General features: G+C 64.8%; 12 protein-coding genes. 3 read left to right on the plus strand and 9 right to left on the minus strand.

Annotation, left to right across the window (positions count from 1 at the left end):
- Window positions 1-188: 188 nt before the first annotated feature.
- Together BRAD285_RS09950 and BRAD285_RS09955 are read left to right on the plus strand one after the other, a co-directional pair.
- Window positions 189-1,082: a LysR family transcriptional regulator gene (locus BRAD285_RS09950; RefSeq protein ID WP_006610132.1), complete on the plus strand. Its 894-nt coding sequence runs from the start codon at window positions 189-191 to the stop codon at window positions 1,080-1,082.
- A 337-nt stretch (window positions 1,083-1,419) separates the two neighbouring features.
- Window positions 1,420-2,655, plus strand: coding sequence for a YeeE/YedE family protein (locus BRAD285_RS09955; RefSeq protein WP_006610131.1), 1,236 nt, complete (start codon window positions 1,420-1,422; stop codon window positions 2,653-2,655).
- Window positions 2,656-2,667: 12 nt separating this feature from the next.
- On the opposite strand, the gene BRAD285_RS09960 is transcribed toward BRAD285_RS09955, so the two are convergent.
- From BRAD285_RS09960 to BRAD285_RS09975, 4 genes are all read right to left on the minus strand, one after another.
- Window positions 2,668-2,973 (minus strand): hypothetical protein, encoded by a 306-nt coding sequence (locus BRAD285_RS09960; protein ID WP_006610130.1) that lies wholly within the window; start codon window positions 2,971-2,973, stop codon window positions 2,668-2,670.
- A 423-nt stretch (window positions 2,974-3,396) separates the two neighbouring features.
- Window positions 3,397-4,509 carry an IS4 family transposase gene (locus BRAD285_RS09965; protein ID WP_006610129.1) on the minus strand — a complete coding sequence of 371 codons (1,113 nt, stop codon included), beginning with the start codon at window positions 4,507-4,509 and terminating at the stop codon, window positions 3,397-3,399.
- Between the two features lie 317 nt (window positions 4,510-4,826).
- Complete coding sequence (locus BRAD285_RS09970) at window positions 4,827-7,151, minus strand: PAS domain-containing sensor histidine kinase (protein WP_006610128.1); 2,325 nt, start codon at window positions 7,149-7,151, stop codon at window positions 4,827-4,829.
- A 208-nt stretch (window positions 7,152-7,359) separates the two neighbouring features.
- Complete coding sequence (locus BRAD285_RS09975; protein ID WP_244422083.1) at window positions 7,360-8,673, minus strand: cation diffusion facilitator family transporter; 1,314 nt, start codon at window positions 8,671-8,673, stop codon at window positions 7,360-7,362.
- Between BRAD285_RS09975 and BRAD285_RS36500 the strand changes: the two genes are divergently transcribed.
- Window positions 8,654-8,782, plus strand: coding sequence for a hypothetical protein (locus tag BRAD285_RS36500; protein WP_256387677.1), 129 nt, complete (start codon window positions 8,654-8,656; stop codon window positions 8,780-8,782). The genes BRAD285_RS09975 and BRAD285_RS36500 overlap by 20 nt on opposite strands.
- 74 nt (window positions 8,783-8,856) lie before the next feature.
- Here BRAD285_RS36500 and BRAD285_RS09980 read toward each other — a convergent pair whose 3' ends face one another.
- The 5 genes from BRAD285_RS09980 to BRAD285_RS10000 form a co-directional block, all read right to left on the minus strand.
- Window positions 8,857-9,825, minus strand: coding sequence for a zinc-binding dehydrogenase (locus tag BRAD285_RS09980; protein ID WP_006610126.1), 969 nt, complete (start codon window positions 9,823-9,825; stop codon window positions 8,857-8,859).
- Window positions 9,826-9,962: 137 nt separating this feature from the next.
- On the minus strand, window positions 9,963-10,382 hold the full coding sequence (locus BRAD285_RS09985; protein ID WP_006610125.1) for a CBS domain-containing protein: 420 nt from the start codon (window positions 10,380-10,382) through the stop codon (window positions 9,963-9,965).
- A gap of 205 nt (window positions 10,383-10,587) precedes the next feature.
- A complete protein-coding gene (gene oxlT / locus BRAD285_RS09990) occupies window positions 10,588-11,904 on the minus strand; it encodes an oxalate/formate MFS antiporter (protein ID WP_006610124.1) in 1,317 nt (438 codons plus the stop codon).
- Window positions 11,905-12,150: 246 nt separating this feature from the next.
- Complete coding sequence (gene oxlT / locus BRAD285_RS09995; RefSeq protein ID WP_006610123.1) at window positions 12,151-13,440, minus strand: oxalate/formate MFS antiporter; 1,290 nt, start codon at window positions 13,438-13,440, stop codon at window positions 12,151-12,153.
- Between the two features lie 208 nt (window positions 13,441-13,648).
- Window positions 13,649-15,148: a tripartite tricarboxylate transporter permease gene (locus tag BRAD285_RS10000; RefSeq protein WP_006610122.1), complete on the minus strand. Its 1,500-nt coding sequence runs from the start codon at window positions 15,146-15,148 to the stop codon at window positions 13,649-13,651.
- Window positions 15,149-15,175 lie beyond the last annotated feature (27 nt).

Raw genomic sequence — 15,175 nt, forward strand, 5'->3', positions numbered from 1 at the left:
CCGTGCTGCGATAGCGAAACGCAATCGTGAGATAGCTAGAAGTTGACGAAAAACAGGCCTTCGCGCGACCGGCTTGCGGCCGCGTTTTACCGTGTCCGTGACCCCCTCGCCGTGATAGGGTTTCACCCTGTCCGGAGGCGCTCAAAACGTGCGGAACCGGGCCATTCAACCCGTGGAAGGCCGACCTCTTGATCGACAAGCTCGAACTGCTGCTGGCACTCGCCAAGGAGCGCCATTTCGGCCGCGCCGCGGAGACCTGCGGGGTCACCCAGCCGACGATGTCGACCAGCATCAAGCAGCTCGAGGAGATCCTCGGCGTCATGCTGGTGCAGCGGGGATCGCGGTTCCAGGGGTTTACCCCGGAGGGCGAGCGCACGCTGGACTGGGCGCGCCGCATCGTCGGCGACTTCCGCGCGATGCGCCAGGAGATCAACGGCCTCAAGGACAAGCTCTCCGGCGAAATCCGCATCGCGGCGGTGCCCACCGTGCTCGGCATGGTGGCCTCGCTGACGACGCCGTTCCGCGCCAAGCATCCCGAGGTTCGGTTCCGCATCATGTCCTGCACGTCCGCCGACGTGCTGGGTCTGCTCGAAAACCTCGAGGTCGATGCGGGGCTCACCTACATCGAGAACGAGCCGATCGGCCGCGTCCGGACCATCCCGCTCTACAACGAGAGCTACCGCCTGCTGACCGCGCCCGACGCGATGTTCGGCGATCGCGAGCAGGTGACCTGGCAGGAAGTCGGGCAGGTGCCGCTGTGCCTGCTGACACCCGACATGCAGAACCGCCGCATCATCGACCGCGCACTGAAGGCCGCCGGCAACGAAGTGACGCCGACGCTGACCTCGAACTCGCTGCTGGTGCTCTACACCCATGTGAAGACCGGCCGGTGGGCCAGCGTGATGCCGGCCAAGCTCGCCGAGACGCTCGGCCTCGCCGACAAGGTGCGCTCGATCCCGATCATCGATCCCGTGATCAACTACCAGATCGGCCTGGTCATTCCGCAACGCGACCCGATGACCCCACTGATCGCCTCGCTGGTCCAGATCGCGCGCGAGGTGGCGCCGACCTTGCAGGCATGAGGCGCGACGCGCGCCGGCAAGTTTCAAAGGCAGGCTCACGGTCACCAACCATAAACGGGCGCCAGCCAGAAGCTGTGCAAGCGGTCCCTGGATGCTTCGCTGCGCTCGCAATGACGCCTCACCATTTCTGGTCGTGCTTGGATGCGCACCAGCGTCGATGGTGGCACACGGTTCTCCGCAAGCGTCATTGCGAGCGCAGCGAAGCAATCCAGGATCTTGCAGCGCGACCAGATGCCTCGGTTCGGGCACGTACACCGGCGCGCTCTGATCCGCCCGGCTGGAACAGCCCGGAGCAGCGGCTGTTAGCCCAGGACAGGCCACCGCTTCCGGAACCGCCATGACCGACCTCTCCATCGACGCGCGGCTGCTCGCGCCGGACAACAACCGCAACCGCTCGAACACGCCGGTCGTCGCCGTCGCGGCGGCAGCCTTGCTTCTCGGTGCGCTAGCGCTCACTGCTGCGATCACCTGGCGGCAGGGTGCGTTGTTTCTGGTCGGAGGCGGGCTTGGCCTGTCGCTGTATCACGCGCTATTCGGCTTCACCTCGGCTTGGCGCGTCTTCATCGTCGCGCGTCGCGGTGCCGGCCTGCGGGCCCAGATGGTGATGCTCGCGGTCGCCGTCGCGCTGTTCTTTCCGGCGCTCGCCCATGGCACGCTGTTCGGCCAGCCGGTGCACGGCGAGTACGGCGCGGTTGGCGTCGGCATGCTCACCGGCGCCTTCCTGTTCGGCCTGGGCATGCAGATGGGCGGCGGCTGCGCGTCGGGCACGCTGTACACCGCCGGCGGCGGCAACACGCGGATGCTGGTGACGCTCGCCGCCTTCATCGTCGGATCGACGATCGGCGCGCGGCATCTGCCGTGGTGGAGCGCGCAGCCGAACATCGGCGCGGTGTCGCTGATCGACAAGCTCGGCTGGATGCCGGCGCTGATCGCCTGCCTCGTCGTCATGGCCGGCATCTACGTGTTCACGCTGCAGGTCGAAACCCAGACACACGGCGAAATCGAGCCGGGCGCGCGCACCGAGCTCACCGGCGCCAGACGCTTCCTGCAGGGTCCTTGGCCGCTGCTGTGGGGCGCCGTCGCGCTCGCGCTCGGCAATTTCGCCACGTTGGTTCTGGCGGGCCGGCCCTGGGGCATCACCTCCGCCTTCGCGCTGTGGGGATCGAAGATCGCGATGGCGCTCGGCGTCGACGTCGCGTCCTGGGGCTATTGGCAGGGCGCACGCGCCGCCTCGCTGCAGCAGAGCATCTTTTCCGACATTACCTCGGTGATGGATTTCGGGATCATGCTCGGCGCGCTGCTTGCCGCAGGTCTCGCCGGCAAATTCCATCCGACCTGGCGCCTGCCGCTGCCGTCGCTGCTCGCCGCCATCGTCGGCGGACTGTTGCTCGGCTACGGCGCGCGGCTCGCCTATGGCTGCAACATCGGCGCTTACTTCAGCGGCATCGCCTCGGGCAGCCTGCACGGCTGGTGCTGGTTCGTGGCGGCCTTCATCGGCAACATGATCGGCACGCGGTTGCGTCCGCTGTTCGGACTGACGGTGGAGCGTGGGCCGGTGCCGAAGCCTGCCTGAAGCGGCCTTGCATCAACCGATGCGCAGCTCGTATTGCGCGGCGTGTGTTTCATAGCGGCTGAGCAGCTTACGCGCCGCTGGCGGCACGACGGCTTCCTTCGACGGCCCGGCGAAGTTGATGACTGCGTTGTCATCGGTGAACGTCATCATCGTCACGAACTCGACCTCGGTGTCGAGCGGGCGACGCAGTAGCTCGATTGCGACAAACCCAGGGATTGCCCGATCCTTGATCCCCGGAAAGATCGTCGACCGCAGCAACTCCTCATAGGCATCGGCATTCGCGGGAGTGGTCCAGCCGCGCCAGATACGCTTCAGCATTCGATTGTCCTCAGCGATGATGGCAATGCTCATCGCACGGCGTCTGCAACTCGCGCTTGGTGAAAATTGCTGTTCTCGATGCGGCCGTTGTAAGGTGCGAGGTGCAACGGCTTTTGTCATGTTGGCCGCAAAGGTGCTGGCCAATACAGTGCCCTCGCCCCTTGCGGGAGAGGGCATCGACGGCCTGTCTACGCGCGCGGTTGGGTGAGGGGTATCTCTCCGCGCGCGACACTCGTGGATAGATACCCCCATTGGCGCTAACTTACCAAATTATCGCTTGGTATTCTCGTTTCCTCGGCGGCTCTCGGAGATGGCGTTGAATGTTTCGCGCGGCGGCGCGCAATGTTTGCACGTCGGGCTTGGGGATGACGGCGTCGATGAGGGCCTCGACGATCAAGCGTGACAGGCGCCAGAGGCCGTTCTTCACGCGGCCTCCCAGCGGGGAGAGTCACCGAGATGTTCCGCAATGAGCGGCTCGGTCAGCAGTGCCAGCAGAAGATGACAGAGGATGTGTGCTCTCGCACTCCTGGGATCCTGGCCCGGTGGTCGCGCGAGGCCGATACTGCTCTTGAGATGTTTGAAGGCGATCTCGATACGCCACCGCAATCGATAGAGGCTGCTGATTGCTGGAAGTGGATATTCATCGCGATCGAGCGAGGTGATGATGATGACCCATTCGGCTGCGACCAACGTCTCGGGCTGCAGCTTGCGGCCCATGTCGCGAGCCCGGCGTGTGATCTTGTCGATCGTGGCATCGCGCGCCTGCTTCGGCTTACGGATCGCCACCAGGCGCAATGCGATGGGCTCTTTTGCAGAAGCCTTGATCCAGATCGGCCGATCAACCAGCCCCTTGCCGCGTGATTTTTTAAGCAGGGCAATGACATCGAGTCGGTTCGCGTCAGCGTCGAGCCAATGTGCGCCATTCCATTTGGCGCGCACGACGATATCGGCGCCTTCAGCAAGCACCTTGGCGATCCGATTGGGCTGCAGATAGGCGCGATCGCCGACACGTATCTCGCCCGGCACGACATCGGCACGATCGATGACCTCGCCCTCGTGCTCATCCGTCAGCTCGAAGGCGGTAAATCGCTCGCTCGCCAGATCGAACGCAGAATGTATCCGCCATACGCCGCCGGATTCTCGATCATTGCAGCCGGCCTTTGCCACCGCCGTGGCATCCACAAGACGGACCGGTCGGCCTTTCGCTGCCGCCAGACAGGTCTCACCTGCGCTCCTAGCGAGCAGCCGGCAGACCAGTTGTTCGAGCCAATCTGCCGAGTTGCGAAGTCGCTTGAGCAGCGCGACATTCGACAATGAGGCAAGTCCCATCGCCTCAGCCCATGCGGCCGTCAATCGCAGCCCACGCGTCCCCCAACAATACGCCAGCACCAGCCGCAGCTGATCCACGGCGCATTCGATCTTGCGGGCTCGTTTGAAAGCCCCAAATTCCCGAGCCTCATGCTCAAGCAGCTCAGCGCCACCCAACCGAGCGATGGTGCGCAGCCATTCGGCGTTAGAAAGCGATTCGTCAGTCACTCGACCGAGGAATCATCCATTTCGGGCAGCAAAATGGTAAGTTAGCGCCGATGATAGATACCCCTCACCCAACCGAGCTTGCTGCGCCATCCTACATGCCCTCTGGGGCGAGGGCGCAATCATGGACACCGCGAAATCTGCGAATTTCAGCTGGGGAGGGTGGGCAAAGGGCCGCCCGTAGGGCGGCACGTGCCCAACGTCTGCATCGACGACATTGGTGGGCACGGCGCGGGCGAGAGCTCGGCTCGACACGAGACGTGGGCGCGCCTTTGCCCACCCTACGGTCGTGCGCTTCGTGGTGGCTCAGCGCGCTCCACTCACGCCGCGACGGAAATGCTCGCCGTGGCCTTGTACGCGTCGCGGGGCAGGGTGACGCGGACGACGGTGCCGCATTCGAGGCGGGAGCGCAGGCGCATCGAGCCGCCGTGGAGCTGGGCCAGCGAGCGGGCGATCGCAAGGCCGAGGCCGGAGCCATGATAGGTCTTGGTCATCTGGCTCTCGACCTGCTCGAACGGGCGGCCGAGCCGCGCCAGCGACTGCGCGGGGATGCCGATGCCGGTGTCGGCGATGATCAGCACGACCTTGTCCTCGAACACCCGGCTGCGCATCGTGACGCGGCCGCCTTCGGGGGTGAACTTCACCGCGTTGGACAGCAGGTTCACCATGATCTGCTTGGTGGCGCGGCGGTCGGCGATGACGGGGATGCTGCCCTCGATGTCGGCGTCGAGCACCAGGCTCTTGTCCTGCGCACGGCCGGAGACGACGCGCAAGGATTCCGCCAGCGTCTTGGCGAGGTCGAGCGGCTCCATGTCGAGCTTCATGCGGCCGGCCTCGATCTTCGACATGTCGAGAATGTCGTTGATCACCTCGAGCAGATACTGACCAGAGGTCAGGATGTCGTGGCAGTATTCCTGGTACTTCTCCGAGCCGAGCGAGCCGAACATGCCCGAGCCCATGATCTCCGAGAAACCGATGATGGCGTTGAGCGGCGTGCGCAGCTCATGGCTCATATTGGCGAGGAATTTCGACTTGGTCTGGTTCGCTTCCTCGGCCCGGGTCTTTTCCTGCGAGTACTTCTCGGCGAGGTCGGCGAGCTCGATCGCCTGGCGCTCCAGCGCGGTCTGCGAGCGCTGCAGGTCGATGACGGTGGCGCGCAGGCGCAGATCGTTGTCGACGAGCTTCTGCTCGTGCTCCTTGATGCGGGTGATGTCGGTGCCGACCGAGACGTAACCGCCATCCTTGGTGCGGCGCTCGGAGATGTGCAGCCAGCTGCCGTCGTCGAGCTGCGCCTCGAAGGTGCGGCCGCCCTTCGCCTGCTGGCTGTTGTCATGCAGCCTTGTGCGGATCTCCGGCATCTTGCCGACCTCGATCACGGTCTCATACGAGGTGCCCGGGGTGACGGCGGAATCCGGCAGCTTGTGCAGCTTCTGGAAGTGCGAGTTGCACAGCACGAGACGGTTGTTGGAATCCCAGAGAACGAAGGCCTCCGAGATCGTTTCGATCGCGTCGCGCAGCCGCAGGTCCGCCTCGACGGTCTTCTCGACGAGGCTCTTCTGCTCGGTGACATCCACGGCGATGCCGATCAGGTGCAGGCCCGAATCCGTGGTGCCCTGCGAAAGCTCGCAGCGCACGCGCAGCCAGATCCAATGACCCTCGGTGTGGCGCATGCGGAAGCTCTGGTCGATGTGGCGGAGCTCGCCGGCGACGAGCTGGTCGGCGATCGCGAACAGGTCGATGTCGTCCGAGTTCACCAGCGCATTGACCTCGCCGAAGGTGAGCAGGTCGGTGCGGTTGTCGAGGCCGAGCATTGCGAACATCGAGTTCGACCAGAAGATCCGGCCGCGCGACAGGTCCCAGTCCCACAGGCCGCAGCGGCCGCGATTCAAGGCGGTGTCGATGCGGCCGCGCACGGCGTCGTTGATCAGGTCGCCTTCGCGGGCGCGGGTCGACTGCCAGTGGAAGGCGAAGCCGAGGATCAGGACGACGAAGCCTGTCGTCGCCGACAGCGTGATCGACAGCGCCGCGTCCGAGCCCCAGATCGGCTCGATCTTCTCCTGGATGATGACGACGCGGCCCGGCAGGCTCTTGATCAGCTGCGAGACGGCGAAGGCCGGACGGCCGTTCGGCAAGGTGATCTCGGTGACGGCGCCCTGCAGTCCCGGCGTGGCCAGGAGCTGCGCGGTCGAGATTAGGTCGAGGATGCGATCGTTCTCGCCGAGGCCGGCATCCACCGGGACCCGGGCGAGGATGCGATGGTCGGCGCCGGTCACGATGACATGGCGGCCGGGCGCGACGCCCCAGGCCGGGATCAGGTCAGGGAGCAGCATCTGCAGATGCTCGATATTGGCGACGCGGTCGGGCCGCATCGCCAGATGACCGATGCGGTCGGCGAGCAGGTCCGAGATTGCGGCGAGGTCGCGCTTGGTCGCGCCGCGCTTCTGCCGGCTGTGGTCGAGCACCTGGACGAAGGCGCCGAGGCAAATGGTGACGAGAAAGGCGATGATCAAAGTGGGGACAGCACGACGCAATACCGGCTCAGCAGTCAGCAGCCTTTGATAGGCCGGTTTCGCGATCGATTGCGCCAACCCTTTGATTGAATCAGAAGATTGGACGCACGCGTTCGCGGCATGCGCACGCGCCATGCTGTAGACCCCCGAAACTTCCTGGATTACCCGAATTTCGAAAGAGCCCCAGCCGCTTCCGAATCAAGTTGATTTGAATCCAGATTTGTCGGGCTGTCGAGAGTCAACGATTTGGCAAAAGCTAATAAATCTTATCCAATGCGGAGTTGCGGTGACAAAAAATCGGCGAGATGAGTCCGAAGCAAGAACACCGCGTGACTCCAGGGCCTCAGCCGTGCGGCGGCTCGGCATGGCTGATGACGCGCTTCACGGTCGGGAAGGCGCGCCGCAGGCCGCGCTCGATGTGATCGACATTGTCGTGCACCTTGAGCACGCTCATCGACGGCGCCGCGCGGCAATGGAAGTTGACGATCTCGCCGGCCTCGGTGTTGCGGACCCGGACATTGTGCACGTCGTACATGTCGGTCTCGGCGGCGAAGCGCTGCAGGGCGTCGGCGATGATAGCGACGCGCTCGACGGGCGCGTCGATGCCGAACGGCAGCTCGGGCTCGAGCGGCTCGATATGGGTGTCGACCTCGACGTCGGCGCCGAACTCGTCGCGGATCGAGCGCTCCAGCTCATGGGCGATCGCATGCGCCGCGACCAGGCTCATGTCGCCATCGACCTCGAGGTCGATCGCGACGATCAGCCGGCCGCCGACATCGTGAACAGTGACGTGGTGGATCGCGAGCCCGGAGTTGCGCGCGATGACCATGATGCGCTCGCGCACGCTCTCATTGCTGAGCGCCACCGGGACCGTCGTGAAGGTGACGTCGGCGCCGGACAGGCTGGCATCGACGGCCGCCTGCGCGTCGCGCTTGATCTCGTGGACGCGGTCGATGGGATAGGTGCGCGGCACCTGCACGGTGGCGTCGACGAAATGGGTGGCGCCGACGAGCCGCACGCGGAGACGCTCGACGTCGACGACGCCGGGGACTGAACGGATTGCTGCATCGGCCTTCTCGGCGGCGCCGTCGGGCGCGCGGTCGAGCAGGGTCTCGACGGTCGAACGCGCCAGCCTGAGACCGAGCACGGAGATCATGACGGCCACCGCGACGGCTGCGGCGGAATCGCCCCACCAGAAGCCGAGCGCGGTGAGGACGAGGCCGGCGATGACCGCGATCGAGCCGAGCACGTCGGAGGCGAAATGCAGCGCGTCGGCCGCGAGCGCCTGGCTGTGGGTCTCATGCGCGGCGCGGTGCAGCGCGCGGGCGCGCCAGAAATTGACGGCGATGTCGAGCAGCAGCACCACGAAGGGGATCGCCGACAGTGACGGCGGCGGCGCCGCCTCGCGCAGCCGGCTCACGGATTCGACCAGCACGCCGCCGGCCAGCACATAGAGCAGGGCGATGACGCCGAGCGCCGACAGGCTCTCGAGCTTGCCGTGGCCGTAATGATGCTCGTCATCGGCGGGCCGGTCCGATACCCGAACGACCATCCAGGTGATGACCGTGGCGACGACGTCGACGCCGCTATGCAGCGCCTCGGAGATCAGCGCGAGGCTGCCGATCAGGATGCCGACGATGAACTTCGCTGCGGCCATGCTGGCGCTCGCCGCGATCGAGATCGCGGCGACGCGGGTTTTCCCGGAGTGGATGGGGGAGTCGGCATCGCTCATGGCCGCGGATGTAGCAGCCGATGCCTTGCCGTGAAAGCCGGGATCGCGCGGCATATGTGCATGAGCCGCGCACTGTTTCGATTGCGTCTAAATGTCAGGAGCTCGCGCTCACAAGGTCACCACGATCTTGCCGAGATGTTTGTTCGCTTCCATATGCGCGAACGCCGCGCCGATGTCATCGAAGGCGAAGACGCGGTCGATCGGCAGGCGCAGCGTCCGTGTTTCCACGGAGCTCCAGATATCCGCCTTCACTTCGTCGAAGATCGCGCGGATCTCCTCGATCGAGCGGGTGCGGAAGGTGACGCCGACATAGCTGATGCGCCGCGCCGCGTGGAGGTCGAAATTGAAATCAGCATGCGTGCCGCCGAGCCGGCCGACATTGATGATGCGGCCGAGCACCTTGGTTGCGGCGAGATTCTGGTTGGCGACCTGGCCCGAGACCTGATCGATGATCAGGTCGACGCCCGCACCGTTCGTGGCCTTGAGCACCTGATCGATCCAGGCGGGATCGCTGGAATCGATCGTGAGATCGGCACCGAACTCCTTGAGTCGTCCACGGCGCATGGCATCGGTCGAGGAGCCGATCACCAGCGACGCGCCCTTGAGCTTGGCGATCTGCATCGCCATCAGGCCGACGCCGGAGCTCGCGCCCTGCACCAGCACAGCCTGTCCCGGCTGCAGCGCGCCGTTGGTGACGACGGCATTGTGCATCGTGGTCAGCGCGATCGGCAGCGTCGCGGCCTCGTCGAAATTCATGTTCGACGGCGTGTGGAACAGCCGGCCATGATCGGCGAGGGTGTATTCGGCGAACGCGGCGGCGCCCGAGCCCATCACCCGGTCACCGATCTTTACGCCCTTCGCATCAGGTCCGAGCTCGGCCACTTCGCCGGCCCATTCCATGCCGAGCACGGTGCCGACGCCGCCGGCCGCGCCATGCACATGGCCCTTGGTCATGCCGAGGTCGGCGCGATTGAGGCCGCAGGCGCGCACGCGGATCAGAACCTGCGTGCCCTTCGGCGTTGGCTTGGCGATGTCGGTGATCGCGGCGCCCTGGGCGCCATAGACATAGGCTTTCATCGCAGGGAATCCTGTCGGAGTGCAACGAGCCGCAACCCGAACGTTGCGGCTCTGTGTTGCGCACCGCCTAGCAGGCGGCACGCTGCTCCGACAAGTCTGCCGCGGCGACGGAACGGTGCCGTCGCCATGTCTCCCGCTCAGGCGGCGGCGGACGCTTCCGCCTCGTCGAACGCCGAGGAGACATCGCGCATGCTGATGACGCCGGCCAGCGCGAAGTCGACGATGACGGGCAGATGGCGGATGTGATGCACGTTCATCAGATGGCGGACGTGCTCGAGCGAGTCCTCGGTGCTGCAGGAGATCAGCCGCTGCGGCGAGATCAGCTGCGAGACCTTCATGGTGACACCGGCGGCGCCGTGCTCGGCGATCGCGCGCACCACGTCACGCTCGGTAAACATGCCCGCGGCGGTGTTGCCCTCGGTGCGGACGACGTCCTTGACGACGAGGGCGCTGACATTGCTGGCGCGCATCAGCTGCGCCGCGACGCCGACGGTCTCGTTCATTCGCACCGTGATCACGCGCGCCGTCTTGTTGCGCAGGATGTCTCCGACCTTCATGGCACCCTCCCGTTGGTTAATCGTTGATGGTCGAAGTCTGGTATACGTTATGCCAGATGTCAATGCGGTCGGACCGGTTTTTGTCGGTCCGGTCACTGAAAAAACACGTCAGTGACGCTGCCCCCGTGGCCCGAACGTTCCGGAGCGCAAAAAAAAGAGGCGCACCGGGTGCGCCTCGTGAAGTCGCGGGAAGAAAGCGGAGGGGTCACGCCGTCCGGACGTCCTGCGTCGCCGGCTTGGCGACCGGCGCCTCCTTGCCGAGGATGAAGGCGCGGCGCAGCGGCTTGATCACGAACAGCGCCATCAGGGCGGCCGTCGCATTCAAGCCGACGCCGATCACGAACACGGCCTGCCAGCCATACTTGGCCGACACCAGGCTCGCGAGCGGGACCAGCAGCGAGGCGGTGCCCTTCGCGGTGTAGAGCATGCCGTTGTTGGTGGCGGCGTATTTGCTGCCGAAGGTGTCGCCGGAGGTTGCCGGGAACAGGCTGTAGATCTCGCCGAACACGCCGAAATAGACGGCGGTGGCCAGCACGAACACGATCGGGTTCTGCCCGTAATTCGACAGCGTCAGCAGCATCACCGCCGCCGTGCCGAAGGCGATGAACATGGTGTGCTCGCGGCCGATCGTATCCGAGATCCAGCCGAAGATCGGTCGGCCGAAGCCGTCGAAGATGCGGTCGAGCGAGATCGCGAAGGTCAGCGCCGCCATCTGGAAGCCGGCGAGCGACACCGGCTCGTTGGCGATCTTGAAGTCGTGGGCGATCGGCGCGATCTGGGCCGCGGTCATCAGGCCGCCGGAGGCCACCATGACGAACACCAGATACATGATCCAGAAGATCGGCGTGCGCAGCACCTGCGGCGGCGTGTAGTCGATCTTGCTCTGCGGCAGATTGAGCTGCTTCTTGCGCGCCGGCGCCGCGTGGGTCGGGGGCCGCAGGAAGATGGCGAGCACGAACACGATCAGGCCCTGGCCGATGCCGAAGGTGAAGAAGGCGCTCTGATAGCCGCTCGAGGCGATCATGCTGGCGATCGGCACGACGGTCAGCGCCGCACCGGCGCCGAAGCCCGCGGCGGTGGCGCCGGCGGCGAGGCCGCGGCGGTCGGGAAACCATTTCAGCGCATTGCCGACGCAGGTGCCGTAGACGGCGCCGGCGCCGATGCCGCCGATGACCGCGCCAGCATAGAGCAGCGTGAGCGAGTCGGCATAGGAGTTCAGCACCCACGCCAGCGCGATCATGACGCCGCCGAACATGATCACGACGCGCGGACCATATTTGTCGACGAACCAGGCTTCGACCGGCACCAGCCAGGTCTCGGTCACGACGAAGATGGTGAAGGCCAGCTGGATGGCCGTGCGGCCCCAGTGATACTTCGCGTCGATCGGATCGACGAACAGCGTCCAGCCATATTGCAGGTTGGCGATCATCGCCATGCAGACGATGCCCATCGCAAGCTGGACCCACCGGAAGCCGCTCGACTGCGGCGGGGTGGGCGGTGACGCCTCTGTGCTGGAAACCATGAATCCTCCCAAAGCGCGCTCTCTTGGAGGTTGCGGCTGCGACCAGCGCGCTCCTCATCTGCGCATCAGGCTATCCTGGTATAATATATTCCAGTCCGCAATATGGCCTGCGACACCGGGTGCGACATGCTGCTTTGCAGCGAGGCGGGTTTGGTCGGCCAAGCAAAAGAAAACGCTCGGCAAAATGCCGAGCGTCGCTTGCGTGGAATCGTTCTATTTTATTTTTGCTGCGCTGCGAAGCCGCACCTATTGCAGCATCGACTTCTCCACCACGACCTTGCGCCAGGGCTTGAGCACCGCGATCGAGAGGATCGAGGCCAGGATGTTCGCGCCGGCCGCGATGATGAAGACGCGGTCCCAATCGCCCGATGACTGCTGCATGTAGTTGGCGATCGGTACCAGCAGCGCGGCGGTGCCCTTGGCGGTGTAGAGCAGGCCGGCATTGGTGGTCGCGAACTTGGTGCCGAAGGTGTCGGTGCAGGTCGACGGGAACAGCGAGTAGATCTCACCCCAGGCGAAGAACACGAAGCCGGAGAGGATCACGAACCACACCGGATCATGGCCCAGCATGTAGAGCGCCCAGATGCCGATGCCTTCCATGCCGAAGGCGATGAACATCGTATTCTCGCGGCCGATATTGTCGGAGATCCAGCCGAAGAACGGACGCGTCAGGCCGTTCAGCACGCGGTCGATCGTCGCCGCGAAAGTCACGGCCGTCATGGTCATGCCGATCAAGGTCACCGGGATGTTGTCGACCTTCCAGTCGCCGGCGATCGGCTTCAGATTCGCGGTGACCATCAGGCCGCCGGCGCCGACGATGACGAACATGAAGTACATCAGCCAGAAGATCGGCTGGCGCAGCACCTCGGTCGGATTGTAGTTGCGGCGGCTCTGCACCAGGTTCGTGTTCTGAGCGACCGCAGGCACCTGGCCTTCCTTCGGAGCGAACAGGAAGAAGGCGAGGATGACGATGATGATGCCCTGGCCGAGACCGAAATACAGGAAGGTGGTCTGGAAGCCGGAGTCACGGATCATGGCCTGGATCGGCGCGACGGTCAGCGCCGAGCCCGCGCCGAAGCCGGCCGCCGTGATGCCGGCCGCGAGGCCGCGCTTGTCGGGGAACCACTTCAGCGCGTTGCCGACGCAGGTGCCGTAGACGCCGCCGGCGCCGATGCCCGCGATGATCATGCCGAGGTAGTAGCCGTTGAGCGAGGTGGCGTAGGCGTTGATCATCCAGCCGATGGCGCAGAGGATACCGCCGACGAGCACGACGATCCGCGGGCCGTATTTGTCGACGAACCAGCCTTCGACCGGCACCAGCCAGGTCTCGAACAGCACGAACAAGGTGAAGGCCCACTGGATCGAGGCGCGATCCCAGCCGAACGTCTTGGCGATATCAGGGACGAAGAAGGTCCAACCGTATTGGTAGTTGGCGATCATCACCATCGCCAAGACGCCGACCACCAGCTGCGTCCAGCGATAGGCATCGCTTACTCTTGCAGATGCGGGCGCCCCCGCGTGAGCCAAGTCCGTCATGCTTCCTCCAGGCTGTCTATTTTTGTCCTAACAGCTAAGCGGAGTTTGGTATAACATATGCCAATAGACAAGCTGATTTCCGCGGAGCCGGTGCTCTTGCACTGCGAAGCCGGTCGAAAAACACCTGCAATAGCAAGGCAAATCGCTGCAGCGACAATACGACGCGGCAGCGGAGAATTGTAGATCAACTATCGGATTAACGTCTGCTTTAAGCGGCCGCCGCGCGCAACCGGCTCCATCCCTGGTTGAGGGGAGACCAGAACAGCGCAATCAGTCCCAGCGCCATGATGGTGCCGACCAGCCCGTTGGAGAAGAACACGGCCAGGGATCCCTGGGATCCCAGCAGCGACTGGCGGAAGGCCTCCTCGGCCTTGTCGCCGAGCACGATGGCGAGTACCAGCGGCGCGAGCGGGTAGCCGCACTTCTTGAACAAATAGCCGAGCACCCCGAACACCAGCATCAGCACGACGTCGAACGTGCTGCTATGCACCGAATACGCGCCGATCGCACAGAGCACGAGGATGAGCGGTGCGATGATGCTGAAGGGAATGCGCAGGATCGCCGCGAACACGGGGACGCAAGTCAGCACGACCAGCAGGCCGGCGAGGTTGCCGAGATACATCGAGGCGATCAGGCCCCAGACGAACTCCTTCTGTTCGACGAACAGCATCGGACCCGGCTGCAGGCCCCAGATCAGCAGGCCGCCGAGCAGCACGGCCGCGGTCGGCGAGCCGGGGACGCCGAGTGACAGCATCGGCAGCAAGGCTGCTGTGCCCGCGGCATGGGCCGCCGTCTCCGGCGCGACCACGCCCTCGATCTCGCCATGTCCGAAATTCTTGCCGCGCTTGGAGAGGCGCTTGGCGATGCCATAGCTCATGAACGAGGCCGGCGTCGCGCCCGCCGGCGTGATGCCCATCCAGCAGCCGATCAGGCAGGAGCGCAGCGAGGTCAGCCAGTAGGCGGGCATCTCCTTCCAGGTGTGCAGCACGACCCGCAGGTTGATCTTCGCGTTGCCGCCGCGGAAGCTCAGGCCTTCCTCCATCGTCAGCAGGATCTCGCCGATGCCGAACAGGCCGATCACGGCGATCAGGAAGTCGAAACCGTTGAGCAGCTCGGTGATGCCGAAGGTCAGCCGTAGTTGTCCGGTGATGGAATCGAGGCCGACGGCGGCCAGCGCAAAACCGATCATCATTGCCGCGATGGTCTTGAACGGCGGTTCCTTGCTCAAGCCGACGAAGCTGCAGAAGGCGAGGAAGTACACCGCGAACTTCTCGGCCGGGCCGAATTGCAGCGCGAAGCTCGCCACCAGAGGCGCGACCAGGGTGATCATCACGACCGCGAACAGCGCACCGACGAAGGAGGATGTGAAGGCGGCCGTCAACGCCTCGCCGGCCTTGCCCTGCTGCGCCATCGGGTAGCCGTCGAATGTCGTCGCGACCGACCATGGCTCGCCGGGGATGTTGAACAAGATGGACGTGATCGCGCCGCCGAACAGCGCGCCCCAGTAGATGCAGGACAGCATGATGATCGCCGAGGTCGGCGGCATGCTGAAGGTCAGCGGCAGCAGGATCGCCACGCCGTTGGCGCCGCCGAGTCCCGGCAGCACGCCGATGATCACCCCGAGCACGATGCCGAGGATCATCACCATGATATTGAAGGGTTGCAGCGCGACGGCGAAGCCGTGAAACAGATTGGCGAGTTCTTCCATGCCGGCGCGTCCTGCAACCCCTAGCCG

This window comes from Bradyrhizobium sp. ORS 285 (assembly GCF_900176205.1).
Taxonomy (GTDB): domain Bacteria; phylum Pseudomonadota; class Alphaproteobacteria; order Rhizobiales; family Xanthobacteraceae; genus Bradyrhizobium.

Bases quoted from the DNA above. Each gene is read 5' to 3' on its own strand.
- BRAD285_RS09955 (WP_006610131.1), top strand. From the start codon at position 1,420: ATGACCGACCTCTCCATCGACGCGCGGCTGCTCGCGCCGGACAACAAC.
- BRAD285_RS09960 (WP_006610130.1), bottom strand. From the start codon at position 2,973: ATGCTGAAGCGTATCTGGCGCGGCTGGACCACTCCCGCGAATGCCGAT.
- BRAD285_RS09970 (WP_006610128.1), bottom strand. From the start codon at position 7,151: ATGGCGCGTGCGCATGCCGCGAACGCGTGCGTCCAATCTTCTGATTCA.
- BRAD285_RS36500 (WP_256387677.1), top strand. From the start codon at position 8,654: ATGAACTTCGCTGCGGCCATGCTGGCGCTCGCCGCGATCGAGATCGCG.
- BRAD285_RS09975 (WP_244422083.1), bottom strand. From the start codon at position 8,673: ATGGCCGCAGCGAAGTTCATCGTCGGCATCCTGATCGGCAGCCTCGCG.
- BRAD285_RS09980 (WP_006610126.1), bottom strand. From the start codon at position 9,825: ATGAAAGCCTATGTCTATGGCGCCCAGGGCGCCGCGATCACCGACATC.
- BRAD285_RS09985 (WP_006610125.1), bottom strand. From the start codon at position 10,382: ATGAAGGTCGGAGACATCCTGCGCAACAAGACGGCGCGCGTGATCACG.
- oxlT (WP_006610124.1), bottom strand. From the start codon at position 11,904: ATGGTTTCCAGCACAGAGGCGTCACCGCCCACCCCGCCGCAGTCGAGC.
- oxlT (WP_006610123.1), bottom strand. From the start codon at position 13,440: ATGACGGACTTGGCTCACGCGGGGGCGCCCGCATCTGCAAGAGTAAGC.
- BRAD285_RS10000 (WP_006610122.1), bottom strand. From the start codon at position 15,148: ATGGAAGAACTCGCCAATCTGTTTCACGGCTTCGCCGTCGCGCTGCAA.